The sequence below is a fragment of the Synechococcus sp. R55.4 genome (assembly GCF_047461935.1).
In the GTDB taxonomy this organism is placed as follows: domain Bacteria; phylum Cyanobacteriota; class Cyanobacteriia; order Thermostichales; family Thermostichaceae; genus Thermostichus.
This window is the reverse complement of the sequence record NZ_JANSIF010000013.1, coordinates 15,480-30,455: the sequence shown is the minus strand read 5'-3', so window position 1 is coordinate 30,455 and position 14,976 is coordinate 15,480. Positions and strand designations below refer to the sequence as shown.

The following is a 14,976-nucleotide window of genomic DNA, read 5'->3' as shown; positions in this document are numbered from 1 at the left end:
TTGACAAGGGATCCCCTGGGTGCCGCCTTCCCCTTCACGTTGTCCGAGATACGGTATGTCTGCTCCTTCCACGCTGCTGCTCAAGCTCACCCTGCGCTTGCTCGCCTCTTTGAAAGCACGGGTGGATCGGCGCAAGATTCGCGAGCGGGGCTTCGTCCTGCCGGTTGCCATTTTGATCGTGCTGGTCTTGAGCTTGGTGACGGTGGGGCTGCTGACCCGCTCCACTCAGCGCACCATCCAAACCCAGGTGGAACGAGCGGGGCAAACCATTAGCCGACAACTGAATACGGCCATTGACCGGGCTAGAGCTAAGATCGAGTACCTAGTTCGGGATCCCCGCCTGCCCAACAGCGCCCCGACGGATGCGCAATTTGCCGCAGCCCTCATCAACGATGGGGCAGGGGGTCTGCTTCCTCGGGATCCCGATGAGCCCTACATCCTCCCCGACGAAACTCAGTTCGTGATCGCCACCAACATTCAGGTGGAGGATCCGCAAAATCCGGGACAAAACTTGAACGTCCGGGTTCAGGCGCCCGCTTGGTGGTTCTTGGCGGATACCGACAACAATGGCATCAATGACTCCGTAACGGTTTATACTATTCTGAACACCCGTCGGGCTGCCGGCAGCGACTTTGAGGCTAACCTGACGGATACCGAGCGGGCGCGGCGGCTGCTGATCCGCAGTGGGCCACTGCAGGGTTCGGCCTTGGCGGGGTGTACCGATTCTCCGGCTGAACAGACGGTCAACCCCAACGTGGGGGATTGGTTCCAGGTTGGCTCTACGTTGTACAAGCCCTTTCAAGTCTATGCCGTCACCTTGCCTATTGCGGGTGCCGACTCCACCACCCGTGCCATTTCGGCTTTGCAATTTCAGCAGGATCGGCGGAGGGATCTGCTTAACAAATGGGGAGCCTTCAGCCGCGGCGACCTAGAGTATTTCTTCACTCCTGGCTACAACTGGAACGGTGCCATCTACGCGGGGGGCAGCCTCTTTTTCCGTTACGCCAGCAACAATTTGTTCCGAGCTTTCACCATCAGCTCCGAGCAGTCTTGCTTCTACATGCCTGTCGATAACTCTGAAATTACAGCCTTTGGCGAGCTGGTGGCAGGGGCTATCGGTTACCCCGGACAGGGCCAAAGTGACACGCTAATTTTCGATGCCCATCCTGGTGTGGCGAATGTACCGCCAAGTACGCCCCTTCCCCGCCTGAATAACCTCAATTTCGATTCGGTTCAAAACGACGCAGCTCCTGAGATGGTAGCTCTGGATCCGCTGGAGCTACAGCTTTTTGGTCGCATTCGTACCCGCGGAACCTACGCCCAGGATCCAGCGGGATGGTCAGTCTCTCCAATTAATGTCAGGCGGAATTCAGAGAGTGGCCCACCAGGACGAGTTCAAGCAGGCGGCTTTCAGTCAACGGAAGACCAAGTCTGCCCCCCCTACGTGGACGATGTGTATCGGGCCGACAACCGCTTTGGCCCCAAGGCCAGCTATGACCGCCCACCGGTCAGCCCTGATCCGGCAAGGGGCTGCGATGTGGACACCTTTGCTCAAACGTTTGGTGTCAGGGCTGGTGCTCCGATCCGTGGGGATGCTCAGAACAACCAGAGGGAATCTCTAACGCAAGACAACCCACCCCCAGGCGCCCTTTCCGAGGTGGGCTTGGATGGCTATTGGGAGCGGCGGGCCCGTGTGGAAGGTCTGCGGGTGATCGTGGGCCAGCGGCTGGAACTAACCCGCACCGATTCTTTGCCTTTGCCTTTGGTGCCCACCGGGGATCCCAACGATCCCACCAAGCTGCAGGCCATTTTCATCAGCAACGAGGCGCGGCAACGGCTGACCTTGAGAGATAACCCGGCGGCAGTGCAGGCCACGGCCGTCTACCACTACAGCCACCAAGACGGGCGCTTCCCGGTAGCTTGCTTGGCCACGGTGGCCCACCCCGGCACTCCTTGGAGCTTGCAGCGGGCTTCCACGTTCCCTGCCGGCGACCAAGCCAGCCAACTGGGCATCAACTTCTTTACTGGAGAGGGCACCAACGTTTGGGAGTATGACCCAACCCCGATGCAGGCTCGGCTAGCTCCGGGCACCCCCTTGTGGACGGCCCTCACCAACCTGGCCAATTTTGCCGGCGATCCCGATGGGGCCTATCCGCCGCGTCAAGAGGCGGGCCGCATTCACCCGGATCCGTTTATTACGGCTTTTGGCAACTTCTCGGAGCTGCGGCGAATCATTGAAAACCCGACAAACCTCAGCTTGGCGGATCAATCGACACTGCAAACGGCAGGCTGCATGTTGGGCATGCTGGCCGACAACATGCTCCGCATTGAGGCGGCTGCCAATGCCGGGGATCCAGCGGCTCAAACCCTCTGGAACGACATTCAAGCCAGCCGAGCTGGGAACCGAGAGGCGGCCAATCGGTTTTATCTGCCGCTGCGCTACATCTTCCCGACCACCAGTTTCAACCAGACGGATACCCTGGAAACGGAGCGGCGCAGCGCTTACTCCTTCCTTCCGAGCACAGTCAGCTATCAGGCTGTAACCAACTTAAACGAGGTTGCTCTGGAGCCCCGTTCTGGAATTGGCAACTGGGCTTTGCCCCATGCCCCAGCCAATTGCACTGCTGCTGGCCCCAATAGCAACCAATTTGATCTCATTCGGATTGGCAACCAGTGTCATCGCGTGCCCTTCAAAGATTCCGTCTTCTACGATGGCCGCGAGGCGATGGCGGTGCGGGCCCTCAACATCGACCTGGCCCTGCTGACCAACAACGTCAACGGACAGGCCAGGGGGTTGATTAACGGGGACACTTGGCTGCCTGCCGGCATTGGCGAGAACCGAGAAGGGGGGATTTTCTACGCCTTCCGGGAAGATGCCGTGCGGGAAGATGCCATTGCCCGCCCACCCTTGGGCACCTTTAGCACTTACCTGACCAACTGGCGCAACCGAAATGCCCGCGGTGACTTGGGCAGCGACGGTATTATGAACGCCGGTCAGCCGAATCGAGGCGCGGCCAATGGCCAAACGGTCTGGGATCCCCCTGTTTCCGAGCAAGGTCTCAGCCCCAAACCGGTGGACTACTATGCCGATCCGGATCGGCGGCCCTATGGCTTCCGGCTGCGCAATGGGGCAAGGCTGGCTCGCGGCGGGTTTAACCTCGATGAGGCTGTCTTTGGTCTCTCCTTTGTTTCTGATAACCCCGTCTACATCCAAGGAGACTTTAACCTGCACCAGACGAGGAACGGGCAGCGGCTGGAGGAGTTCACAACTCTCCTCAACTTCGGGGCGGATGGCCTCTACAGAAACTTCTACGGGCGGCTCCGGAAGGATGAAGACCGGCGCTTTGCCCGGGCAGCCCAGGATCTCTGGCGGCCCAGCGATGTGTTGGGCGACTCGGTGAACATCCTTTCTGCCGATTTCTGCGACGGCAGCATCGACGACGGCTTTGTCCAGGATGGCACCCTCAACGGCGGCGGCAGCAGCTACGTGCCCGGTCAAGACTACGCCGGTGGACGGGCCTCAGCCCCTCGCCGCAGCGACTACTACGGCTGCAGCGGGGATAACCTGGGATTCAACACCTCCTTCCTCAACCAGGCCCTGGTAATCCGCGGCAACAACTGGCCGGCTCCGGATCCGAATAGCGCTGGTGCTGGCGTTCTGCGCTTTGACAACACCAACGGGGCCCAGAACCTGGGTGACAATACCAACCAACCGGGTTGGCCGGATGTGTTTGCCCGCGACACCATCTTTGCCCGCCGCAACAGTACCGATGCCAGCTCCGGTCAAGCTGACCGAACCGCAGGGCTGGGCGTGCCCGAAGTGCGGCTCTTGCGGGCACCCGATACGGGCTATGCCAACTTTGGGGTGCGCATCTCGGCTTTGGGCAACCCGGTGCTGGATACCTCCCGCTGGCTGCTGGTGGCTCCACTTGGGCCTTGCCCCGAGCCTGAAGGAGGCGGTGGCCTATTGGCCGAGTACTACAACGGCTGGCTCAGCAGCCCGCAGAACCAGTACGACCGCAACACAGGGTTTGCCGACCCCAATAATCCTCTAGGTCCTGTAGGTCTGCTCCAAACTGCCCAAAACCGCAACCTGCCCTACCTGCGGGCGGTGCGCTGGCCGGATCCGATATTCCCCGTCGACTGGGAACCGATGCCGGACGCCATCGGCCAGTACAACAACGGCTACACCAGCAGTGCGCCCACGTGTAATCCAAATGGGAGCGGTGGGCAGCGCTGGGCCTGCGTGCGCGATGCTATCAGTAATGCGGATGGCACCGTCAATCCGAGCAGCTTTGCCCGCAGCGGCCCTGGTTTCCCCTGGTGGGGCGGCTTCCAGTACCGGTTCGGCGGGAGCAACGATCTGAATTCCAACTCTCCCTTTAAGCGGCGGCTGTATAATAGCACTCCTGCTTGCAACGCCACGCTGATTGATACTATTTTTCAGCCACCCCTCACCATCCTGCAGCCCCTTTGCCGCCTGTCGGTGCCGATTCTCTCGCCGCCGAATCTTTGGGAGCCTCGGCCACCTTTCAACCCGCCTGATCCCAGTCCTGATCGGCGGGATCGCGGCGACTGGTTCTGGATGCCCAGTTGCGGAGAGCCGGACGGCAACAACCGCCTGCCGAACGCGCCCATCGATGCGGATGATATCGGCTATTCCTATAAGCCTGTCGGCAACCCTCGCATTGGATACAGGCTCCTCCCCAACGGAGAAGGAACTAGCGAGCTCGTATTCAACAACCCCAACCAGTTCAACTTCCTGCGCTCCTGCTGGCGGCGCAGAAGCGGTGGATCCGGCAGCGGCAACAACAACGGCAACGACTTCTTCGTCGTTCGCTGGGTAGGGGAGATCTATCCGCGCTGGCCGGGCCTGCAGAGCTACCGCATCCTCGATGCCGATGATGGCGTGCGGTTGATCATCCGGCGCAACCCCGGCTACACCCCTCCCAACCCCGCGGAGCCAGCCACCTTCATCAACCGCGGAGTTTGGAACGGCACTCCCCTCAACCTAGGGCCGGACGCGGCAGGGGCCGAAGCCTGGCAGGATAGCGGCAGCAACATGGTCACCCTGCGCTTGGAGCTGGAGTGCGCGCCTGCAGAAGGGCCTTCTCCTTACCTCGTGGAGATCCAGACCTATGAAAATAGCGGCAACGCTCGCGTGCGCTTTGCCACCCGCGATGGCAGCGAGCTGGAAGACTACGACCTGCGCTACCTGAAGCCGCTGCCGGGGGTGAATAAACCTTGCGAGCCAGATCCGATCAAGGGTAGCCAGCTAGATCAAGATCAAAATCCTGTTCAGCGCTCCTGCGCGGTCAGCCTCAATTGTGATCCCAGGTGGACTGACTGGACGCCCGCTTGTAGAACCGATATTTGTCAACCCACCACCATCACCCAGACCAAAACAGCCACCTTGCCTGCCGGTTGCTCTGGCACTCCGCCAACACCGCAAACTCGGACGATCACCTGCTACCCTCAGTACAACTACGGGCCTTGGTCGGATTGGACGCCTCAGTGTACCCAGCAGCAGCAGTGCAGCCGGGCTACCATTACGCAGAGCCGCAGCCGCACGGTTACGCCGCTGTGTCCCAGCCAAAGCCCCTTTACTGAAACCCAAAACCAAACCATCACTTGCCAACCTCCGGGGGCTACCTGCACCTATACAGACTGGACTCCTGCGTGCACGGTGGCCAACGGCGGCCTGCAGATAACTCAGAGCCGCACTGAGACCTGCACCTCGATTTGCGGGACCACCACCCGGACGCAAACCCAAACGGTTACCTGCCCGAAGACTTGCAACTACAGCGAGTGGAGCCCCTGGTCACCCCCAGATTGCAGCCAGGTTCAGGTTGCCTGCGGCCAAACTAGAACGGTTACCCAAACTCGAACGCGCAACCTGATTGCCAGCACCAGCAGCCCCACCTGTCCAGCAACCGAGACGCAGACGCAAAATCTCACCTGCCAGGGGCCTCCCTGCGGGCCGAGCGTCTTTGCCCCAGAAACTCGTTCCAAGAGCCCCTTGGGCGAGTGGATGGCAGCCAAGCCCAACACGGTGGAGCTGCGCCCCATTCAGGCAGTCGAGGCCGATCCGGAGCCGGAGACCATCAGCGTGAATACGGTGGCTGCGGCTCCTGCCGAGGGCGTAACCATTGCTCTGCAGCCGGAGCTTTCCCCGGTGCTGGAAGTGAAAGCAGGGGTGCCCAAGCCGTCTAAGTGGCCTAACCCTGCTGAAGCTTTGCAGGCGGCCTTCAACTGGATGTTTGGCGAACCGGCCTATGCTGCCCGTGCCGGACTGAAGGGCAATTTGCTCTCCAGCCAGATAGCCAACCCCAGCAAAGAGCCGGGCATCCGCCCTGCTGAGAATATTGGAGCTAAGATTTCTGGAACTCCTGCTGTGGGTACCGATGACTGGGCCCGGCAACTGCGGCGGCAACTGCTCAACGGCAGTGGAGAAATTCGCTGTGGCGATGAACAGGTCACTCCCTCAGACGGTGGCTTCTGGGTGCCGGGGGTATTTCGCCCCAACTTCAACGACCGCTTCAAGTACACCGCCTACACGGGTGCCAGCCGACCCAGCACTCTGCGTACCTCTCCTAAAGGTGCCGATCCTACCTTCGAGGATCTCAACAAGAATGGCATTTGGGATCTGGAGGAGCCTTCAAATGTTTTGGAGCGGGATCCGCTGTTTGGGTTAGACTTGCCGGATCGGCCAGAGCTAGAGATCCAACCCCAGATGGCGCTCAACCCTTACGCCCGCGTCAACAAAAGCGCCGCGACCCAAGCCTACACTCCCGCGTCCAAGTATGCGGACGGATACTACATTAACCACAAGGGCAGTGAAGATATTCGCAATGGCCTCTGCTTCTACGTCAAGCCCAACGGCAACACCATCCAGGTTCAGATCGACCGTAACGGCGGCGATGGCGATGGCCTGGTCTGGGTGGATGTGGAGCCGTTCACCCTGGACCTGAACAAGACTCCCACTGGCTTTGCCGGCGAAAACCCGGTGCTGGGGGTAATCCTGGATGAGGTGACCCGTCGGCCCATTCCCATTCCCCGCTTCCAAGAGCTGGCTTCAACCGATGTGGACCAGCGCCGCCGCAACGACAACGGCACCCAAAACCGGCAGCTCCAGCCGGCCAGGGAAACGCGGGTAAATGCCATTGCCATCAGCGGTGTGATCCCGTCTCGGCTGAATCAGACGGGCGGGGGCATGCACAACTTCCTGCGCCTCAACGAGCTGTGGAGAGATGTCAACCTCTTTTTCAGCGGCTCGATGATCCAGCTCAACTACAGCACCTATGCTACCGGCCCCTTCCTGCAGCACAGCTTTGAGCCACCCGATCTGGTAGCCGATCCAACCTTTGTGCGGGGCTACGACTACTACTACCCACCCAACCGCCGCTTCGGCTACGACGTGGGTCTGCAAATTGCCCGTCGTCCCAGCGCGGTGTCGGCCCGCTTCCAATTCCCCTCCAATACCCGCACCGAGTTCTTGCGAGAGCTGGATCCTCAGGATCCGTATGTGCGGCGGCTGCGCTGTGCCTTGCAACAGCAGCCAGGTGTTCCTCTACAGGCTGCTGCTCAGATTGGAGGTTGCAGTGACTTCAACTGATATTGACTTCCCAAGCTGGGGGTAGATTCAAGGTAGGAGCAGAGTGGGCTAAGGGAGGGATCGATGAGCAAAGGACGGCTTTGGCGGCAACAAGAAACAGGGGGCTTTACCCTCATTGAGGTCTTGGCGTCGGTGGTCATTGTGGCTTTGGCTATGGCCGCTCTTGCTCCTGCTCTCACCCTGATCGCCTACCGGCGGGCCATGACGGAGCGGATAGAAGTGGCCAATCAACTGGCCCGGGCTGAGGTGGATCGCATCCGCACCCTGGTTGACCTGGAGCTGGCCGCTAACCCAGTTGCCTTTCAGAACCCGGCTCAGTTGGCCCGTCTGCCCAGGATTGGAGCAAACCCCTTGGCCAATACCCCGCCTCCTGCTGATATGGACAACCCCGGCCCCAACTACTCCATTCGTTTGGCTGAAGTTCAGGTGCCGGGGCGAAACCCCGAGGTCTATGTCATCCAAACCTTTCGGGATAGGGGCAGGGAATGCATTGACCGACGCAACAACACCGTCATCTCAGGGGTTCCCTGCAGCTTTATGATGGGAGTCAGGGTCTACCATCGCTTTTCCTTTAACCCAAACACTCGGCAAGCTCTTCCTGGCCTGCGCGCTGAGACGGTCTCCGCCAATCAGAACTTGGCCAATGCCGATGTGTGGCTCTTTCCCATGGCCAGCTCGATTGTGGAAGTCAACCTGGCTGCCAATTTGGGGGATGTTTGCCGCGCCGTTTTGGCCGACGTTCAAGCCAGGGGTGGAACACCGACCAACAACTGCAATGCCTTCCCGCTGCCCAGCCCAAGCCCTACCTCGCTTTGAAGCGACGGGTAAGCTCCTCCTGCAGGCTCACAAAAAGGTGGTGTTTTCCTATGTTCAAGGTTTTTCGCCACAGGGTTTACAAGAGTGCGGGGTTTACCCTCATTGAGCTGTTGGTCTCACTGCTGGTTGCCTCCATCTTTCTCCTGGCCACCGCGATGATTGTCATCGAGACGATGCGGCTGGATCGGGAAGAGACGGGCCGCACCCAGGTGCAGGCGGAGCTGACCCAGGCCATGCAGCATATCCAGCAGGATCTGGCAGAGGCGCTTTACATCTACAACGATGCGGAACAGCCCAACGGAGACGGAACGCCAGATCTCATCCAAAGGCTTTACACTCCTGGATGGATTCGCCGCCCCGATGGTGCCGTTCCGGTTGTCGCTTTTTGGAAGCTGAATCCGATCCCACGCGATTGCTATCAAGGCCCTCCGGCGTTGCAACAAATCCGAGAAGGCCGAGTAACTTTGAAGGAAAGACCTTCAGGCATTTCCCAATCTGATTGGGAAAACATTCGCAGCCGCCGCAACATCTACACCTTGGTTGTGTATTACTTGCAGCGCAACTACAACAACGCCGGTAACCCAGACGGCAGCACCCCCTGGGAGGGTAATGCGCGCATTGCTAGGTTTGAGTTGCAACCTCTTAATGACACATGCACTGAGCGCAGCCGATTTTTTGTCGAGGATCCGGATCCCTTCCGGGAAGGCTTTCTGGTTTGGCCCTCTGAGCAAGCTAGGGCTCGCCAAACTCCCATTGCTGGGGCAGGCAATCAAGGTAATCGACTGGTAACTCTGGTCTCCAACATCTTCAGCAGCCGGCAGGGCAGCCCGCAGGTTGCCCCGAATTGCCCACAGGGCTATGCCTTTGGAGGGGGCAGGCCCGACGGAGTCACTTTCTCAGGCCTAGAGGTCAATCAAAACGACGTGGGCTTCCATGTTTGCGTTCGGCGCAGTACCGACGCCAGCCTTCCCCAAGATGTGATTGTTACCATCACGGCAACTGCCATGGAGCGAGCCAATCCCGGCCTGTTCCGGCGCTACATCCAAGATGCCACCAGCGTTGATGCGGAGCAGGTGTCGCGGTATCTGACGACAATGCAAACTCGGGTGTTGGCCCGTGGTGTGTTTAATCGTCAAGCCTAGTCAAGCCTATGTGACTTATTCGGAGGGGGGATCCCTGCCTATGCTGGCCTCGGTGAGCGGATCTAGACGGATTGCACCTGCCCAGACAAGGGGCTTTACGCTGATAGAAGTCTTGGCGGTTATTGTCATCATCGGCATCTTGGCTGTGCTGGCCGTTCCCTCTGGGATCAACATCTGGGCGCGGATCCAGCTTGAGGATGCGCAGAACAGGGTGGAGCGAGCCTTGCGCACTGCCCGCACTAACGCCAGAGCCTCTCTCCTGGGCCGAGCTTGGGTGGTGCAGGTGGACAATTCGGATCCGATCGTTCCGACTCTGGTCATCCAAGATGGGGAGGGCCTTTGCGATGAACCCACCCCTTGTCAGCGAATTCGCCTGAATAATTTTGTAACTGTAACCAACAACTTCAGTGGAGGAAGAGCCGTTTTTGAATCCGATGGCCGCGCCCGTCAACTGGGTCGCTTTGTAGTTAGCAGCACCTACTCTCAGGGGGAAAACCGCTGCGTGGTGGTGAGCACCTTGATAGGCACCATCCGCAAGGACAACGACCCGGCTTGTGCGGGCGGAGCAGATGCGGAAGACTAGCCAGCCTTGCAACCTCCTTGAAAGGGGGTAGGATGGTCAGGCCGATGTTTTTGGGTAGCGCATGGCCCCTTCTTCCCCAATCCTTCAGGAAAAAACCTTTCCTTGGCAATCTCGTCAGCCTGCCCTGCTGATGCTGGCGGATGGTGCTTCCTTTGCCGGTTGGTCTTTTGGGGCGCCGGGCACGGCAGTGGGCGAGGTGGTGTTCAACACGGGCATGACCGGCTACCAGGAGGTGATCACCGACCCTAGCTACCGGGGGCAGATGGTCACTTTCACCTGCCCTGAGCTGGGAAATACCGGAGTGAATGAGCTGGATGAAGAATCGGCTCGGCCCCAAGTAGCGGGGGTGATTGCCCGCAACGTGTCTCGCTTGGTCAGCTCTTGGCGGGCTACATCCACCCTCCCCGAATACCTGCAACGATATGGGATCCCGGCCATTGCTGGGGTAGATACGCGGGCTTTGGCACGGCGGCTGCGCTCCCAGGGGGTGATGAACGGGGCCCTTTCCACAGAGACTTTGGATCCCCAGGTTTTGTTGGAGCGGGTGCGCCAGGCTCCTTCCATGCAGGGGTTGAGCTTGGTGGCAGAGGTTACCACTCCCCAACCCTACGAGTGGCTGGAGCCTACGCCTGCCGACTGGGACTATGGGCGCAGCCAAGGGATCCCAGTGCCGGAGCCGCCCCTGCGGGTGGTGGCCTTGGATTTTGGCGTTAAGCGCAACATTCTGCGCCGCCTTACCCGCTATGGCTGTCGGGTGATGGTGTTGCCGGCCAATGCCAGCCCGGAGCAGATTTTGAGTTACAACCCCGATGGGATCTTCCTCTCCAATGGGCCAGGGGATCCCGCCGCTGAGACGACTGCCATCCGCACCACGCAAGCGCTGCTGCAAACCGGGAAGCCCCTATTTGGGATCTGCCTGGGCCATCAGATTCTCAGTTTGGCCCTAGGGGGATCCACCTACAAGCTCAAGTTTGGCCATCGGGGCCTCAACCATCCCTGTGGGCTGGACAAGCAAGTGGAGATCACCAGCCAGAACCACGGGTTTGCGGTGGATGCCGACTCGATCCCTGCCGATGAGGTCACGATCAGCTACCTCAACTTGAATGACCACACCGTAGCCGGGATCCGCCACCGTCACCTGCCCCTGTTTTCCGTGCAGTATCACCCGGAAGCCAGCCCCGGCCCTCATGATGCCGATCACCTCTTCCGGGAGTTTGTGGAGCTAATGCTGCAGCACCGAACTTTTTTAGCTACTCAACGCTAACATCTTTCACCTCCTGCCGAAGGCAGGGGATTGGACAGGGACGGGATCCCTCAAGAGAAGCGGTGGTGCCAGACTGTGATGGCAATCGCCAAGGCATCGGCGGCATCATCCGGGCGGGGCAAGCTGGGCAGGTTGAGTTCCCGGGCCACGGCAGCTTGTACAGCCTGCTTGTCGGCGCGTCCGTAGCCTGTCAAACTTTGCTTGACTTGGGCGGGCGTAAACTCCACCGGCAACAGATGATGCTGGGCCAAGGTGAGCAGGATCACGCCACGGGCTTGGGCGATGGCAATGGTATTGCCCATTTTGTAGAAAAAAAGTTTTTCCAGCCCCACCTGATGCGGGCGCAGTTGGCGCAGCAACTGGCTCAAATCCTCGTGCAGCGTTTGCAGCCGCTCCGGCATCGAGTGTTGGCTGGGGGTGCTGATCACCCCATAATCCACAGGTTTCAACCCCGCAGATCCCGCCAGAATGCAACCAAAACCCATGGTTCCCAGACCTGGATCTAGGCCGAGGATGCGCTGCTCAGGTGGGGTGTCTCCTCTGTCGGCGAGGGGCGGGGGGATCTGACAAGGGCTATGGCCTGCCGGGTGACTGCGCATGATGGGGATGATCGGTGTGCAGGTAGGTCAGGCCCGAGATCAGGGTGAGAACCACCGCCACCCAAAAACAAGGGATCCCTCCCGGCCACCCCAAAATCAGCAAAGCAATGGCCAGGATTTGGGTTACCGTCTTGGCTTTGCCCCAGAAATTGGCACCGCGGATTTGGCTTTGGTTGACCCGCCAGCCGGCGATGGCCAGCTCCCGCCCCACCAGCAAAAACACGCCCCAAGCGGGGATCCGCCCCAGTTCCAGCAGGCCCAGCAGCGGCGCCAACACCAGCAGCTTATCCACCAGAGGATCCAAAAACTTGCCCATATCGGTTACCAAGCCATAACGGCGGGCCAAATGGCCATCCAGCCAATCGGTTGCCGCCGCCAACAGGAACGCCCAGAGGGCCAACCTCTCCCCCAGTGGGGATCGCAGGCTCAGGCCCAGCAAAACAAAAGGGATCCCTGCCAGCCGCAGCAGGGTGACGGCGGTGGGCAGGTTCACCCACTCCAGCTTGGCACGTTGGACGGCGCTGGGATTCTCCACCTTCGGATCTGGCCTCAAGGATCAGAACTATCAGAATTATCGGTAACGGCCCAGGCGCTCGGTGAGCAGGTGGTAAAACCCCTGGGCATCCACCCCAAAAGCCACCTGAACATTGGCGAGGCGACCACTGGATCCCCAGCGATCCACCACCGTCCGGCCCAGGTTCAAGGGGCTAGCCGTTTCCACCTCGACGTAGCAGGGCTTGAGCTCGAACAACTGCGGCTGTAACAGATAGGCAATCACACAAGGGTCGTGCAATGGCCCTCCCGGTAGCCCGTAGCGTTCTACGTCGACCTTACCGTAAAAGGTGAGCATATTGGCCACCGTCTGCCCAACGCGGGTGCCCAGGGCGCGGATGCGCTCAATCCGCTCCGGCGTGCTGAGGACCTGTTGGGTGACGTGCAAGCCCAGCATCACCACCTCCGGGATCCCGGCGCTGAGCACGATCTGGGCGGCGTGGGGATCGGTGAGGATGTTGAACTCGGCTGCCGGGGTAACATTCCCCTCAAAGGCGGATCCCCCCATAAACACCAGCCGCCGGATGCGCTCCACAATCCGGGGCTGCTGCACCAGGGCCACCGCCAAGTTGGTCATCGGGCCCAGCAAAGCCAAGGTAACCGGCTCAGGGGCAGCCATCAGCGTCTCGATGAGATAGGGCACTGCATGCTGGGATCCCAAAGGCATCTGGGGCTCCGGCAGATCCGCTCCATCGATCCCGGTTTTGCCATGCACCTGCTCGGCGGTTTCCAGAGGGCGCAAGAGAGGTCGGGGGCAGCCAGCATACACCCCCATCTGCGGCTGACCGGCCAATTCACAGATCTGTCGAGCATTGCGGCTGGTTTTGTCCAAGGAGACATTGCCGGCCACCGTGGTAATGCCCAGCAATTGCAGCTCTTCTGGCGACGCCATAGCCAGCAGCAGAGCCACCGCATCGTCTTGGCCAGGGTCACAGTCGATGATCAGGGGCACCATAGGGATCTCGGCAGCAGCTCACTCACCCCTAGTTTAGGTTTTTCTCCCGCTCTTTTCCTCTGGCCGGTGAGCGCGGATCCCGGTCAGATTTAAGATAGGAAATATATCTTCATCCTTTGTCTTGTTGCCTGACACCCATCCACTGCGCATCAACCTGTTGCTGGATTGGGAGCCGCCAGCAGGAGAGCCCCTAGCTTGCGAGGACTGGCTACCCCCTGAACGCTTTGTTGTCGAGTGTTTTCAGGATCAAGCTACCTTCCTAGAGGCTCTCAGGAGACAAGACGGCCATGTCGATTGCTTGGTGCTCCTGGTGGATCCCACTCGGCTGCAAGAGCTGCACGATCTGGGCAATCAGCTCTGCGCGTGGGGACTGCTGCTGCCGACGGTGTTGGCGATTGTGCTGGAAGAATCCCACCTGCAAAAGGAAACACCGGAGACGGAAGGAGAGATCCCTGCCACCTCATCTTTGGTGAAAGCATTGCTCAAGCGAGAGCAGTTTTTCTACCACAACGCCACCCTCGTCCGTCCCATTTCGCCACAGGAGCTGAAGGGGCAGGTGCGGGCCGACTGTACCGCTTCGGGATCCCCTTCCGTCTTGGAGCTGCTGGTGGATCGGGCCATCGCCTTGTTTCTGCAGATGTCTCCCACCTGCGGCCTCCCGCAGGGCCCAGCGCATCCCAGCGATCAGCCCTACCTGGCTTACAGCAACCAACAACAACGGCGGCTGGCGGAGAAATTGCGGGAACGGCTGGGCTACGCCGGAGTGTACTATCATCGTGACCCAGAGCTGTTTTACCGTCGCCTCCCGCCCCACGAGCAGCAAGCCCTCATGCGACGGCTGCGTAACCTTTACCAGGCAATCGTCTTGGACTATTTTCAATCTCCCGAGACCGTCAATGCCCGCATCGACGAGCTGGTGGCCTTGGCCTTTTTTGCCGATATCGGCGCTGCTCAACTGCTGGAGCTGCACATGAACTTGATGGAAGACTTTGCCAAACAATTGAAGCTGGAAGGCCGCAGCGAAGAGATCCTGCTGGATTACCGCCTTACCCTGATCGATGTGATGGCCCACCTGAGCGAAATGTACCGCCGCTCCATTCCCAAAACCGCTCCAAGGGATCCTTAGATATGTCCACTCGCAAAGCCTATGTTCTCAAGCTCTACGTGGCGGGCAACACCCCCAATTCTCTGCGTGCCCTCAGCACCTTGCAAGACATCTTGGAAAAGGAGTTCCGCGGCGTGTACAGCCTGAAGGTGATCGATGTCTTGAAAAATCCGCAACTGGCAGAGGAAGATAAGATCTTGGCAACGCCGACCTTGGCCAAAATCCTGCCGCCACCGGTGCGGAAGATTATTGGCGATCTGTCCAACCGCGAGAAAGTGCTCATCGGCCTGGATCTGCTCTACGAAGAATTGGACGAAGAGGCTTGAGACAGGCTGCAGGAGCAAG

Annotated in this window: 10 protein-coding genes; 7 read left to right on the top strand and 3 right to left on the bottom strand. The window is 59.7% G+C overall.

Annotation, left to right across the window (positions count from 1 at the left end; translation table 11 throughout):
* The first annotated feature begins 55 nt into the window (after positions 1 to 55).
* The 5 genes from hpsA to carA all read left to right on the top strand — a co-directional run bounded on the left by hpsA (position 56) and on the right by carA (position 11,420).
* Positions 56 to 7,615, top strand: coding sequence for a hormogonium polysaccharide biosynthesis protein HpsA (hpsA, locus tag NW842_RS04820; RefSeq protein ID WP_414417579.1), 7,560 nt, complete (start codon positions 56 to 58; stop codon positions 7,613 to 7,615).
* Between the two features lie 63 nt (positions 7,616 to 7,678).
* Positions 7,679 to 8,431, top strand: coding sequence for a prepilin-type N-terminal cleavage/methylation domain-containing protein (locus NW842_RS04815; protein ID WP_414329125.1), 753 nt, complete (start codon positions 7,679 to 7,681; stop codon positions 8,429 to 8,431).
* A gap of 50 nt (positions 8,432 to 8,481) precedes the next feature.
* The gene (locus NW842_RS04810; RefSeq protein WP_414417578.1) at positions 8,482 to 9,573 is read left to right on the top strand and encodes a type II secretion system protein J; all 1,092 of its coding nucleotides are present in this window, start codon (positions 8,482 to 8,484) and stop codon (positions 9,571 to 9,573) included.
* Positions 9,548 to 10,156, top strand: a complete 609-nt coding sequence (locus NW842_RS04805; protein ID WP_414417577.1) for a Tfp pilus assembly protein FimT/FimU — start codon at positions 9,548 to 9,550, stop codon at positions 10,154 to 10,156. Before NW842_RS04810 ends, NW842_RS04805 begins: the two co-directional genes overlap by 26 nt.
* Before the next feature lie 61 nt (positions 10,157 to 10,217).
* Positions 10,218 to 11,420 (top strand): glutamine-hydrolyzing carbamoyl-phosphate synthase small subunit, encoded by a 1,203-nt coding sequence (gene carA / locus NW842_RS04800; RefSeq protein ID WP_414417576.1) that lies wholly within the window; start codon positions 10,218 to 10,220, stop codon positions 11,418 to 11,420.
* A gap of 50 nt (positions 11,421 to 11,470) precedes the next feature.
* Here carA and ruvC read toward each other — a convergent pair whose 3' ends face one another.
* The 3 genes from ruvC to NW842_RS04785 form a co-directional block, all read right to left on the bottom strand.
* The gene (gene ruvC, locus NW842_RS04795; protein ID WP_414329288.1) at positions 11,471 to 11,983 is read right to left on the bottom strand and encodes a crossover junction endodeoxyribonuclease RuvC; all 513 of its coding nucleotides are present in this window, start codon (positions 11,981 to 11,983) and stop codon (positions 11,471 to 11,473) included.
* A gap of 10 nt (positions 11,984 to 11,993) precedes the next feature.
* Positions 11,994 to 12,512, bottom strand: coding sequence for a CDP-diacylglycerol--glycerol-3-phosphate 3-phosphatidyltransferase (gene pgsA, locus NW842_RS04790; RefSeq protein WP_414329287.1), 519 nt, complete (start codon positions 12,510 to 12,512; stop codon positions 11,994 to 11,996).
* A 78-nt stretch (positions 12,513 to 12,590) separates the two neighbouring features.
* Positions 12,591 to 13,526: a nucleoside hydrolase gene (locus NW842_RS04785; RefSeq protein WP_414350605.1), complete on the bottom strand. Its 936-nt coding sequence runs from the start codon at positions 13,524 to 13,526 to the stop codon at positions 12,591 to 12,593.
* A 121-nt stretch (positions 13,527 to 13,647) separates the two neighbouring features.
* Here NW842_RS04785 and NW842_RS04780 point away from each other — a divergent pair, with 121 nt between their 5' ends.
* Entirely contained in the window at positions 13,648 to 14,652 is a 1,005-nt protein-coding gene (locus NW842_RS04780; RefSeq protein ID WP_414343474.1) for a circadian clock protein KaiA, read from the top strand.
* 2 nt (positions 14,653 to 14,654) lie between these two features.
* Positions 14,655 to 14,957: a circadian clock protein KaiB gene (gene kaiB / locus NW842_RS04775; RefSeq protein ID WP_011430723.1), complete on the top strand. Its 303-nt coding sequence runs from the start codon at positions 14,655 to 14,657 to the stop codon at positions 14,955 to 14,957.
* Positions 14,958 to 14,976 lie beyond the last annotated feature (19 nt).

Bases quoted from the DNA above. Each gene is read 5' to 3' on its own strand.
- NW842_RS04785 (WP_414350605.1), bottom strand. From the start codon at position 13,526: ATGGTGCCCCTGATCATCGACTGTGACCCTGGCCAAGACGATGCGGTG.
- hpsA (WP_414417579.1), top strand. From the start codon at position 56: ATGTCTGCTCCTTCCACGCTGCTGCTCAAGCTCACCCTGCGCTTGCTC.
- kaiB (WP_011430723.1), top strand. From the start codon at position 14,655: ATGTCCACTCGCAAAGCCTATGTTCTCAAGCTCTACGTGGCGGGCAAC.
- NW842_RS04810 (WP_414417578.1), top strand. From the start codon at position 8,482: ATGTTCAAGGTTTTTCGCCACAGGGTTTACAAGAGTGCGGGGTTTACC.
- carA (WP_414417576.1), top strand. From the start codon at position 10,218: ATGGCCCCTTCTTCCCCAATCCTTCAGGAAAAAACCTTTCCTTGGCAA.
- NW842_RS04815 (WP_414329125.1), top strand. From the start codon at position 7,679: ATGAGCAAAGGACGGCTTTGGCGGCAACAAGAAACAGGGGGCTTTACC.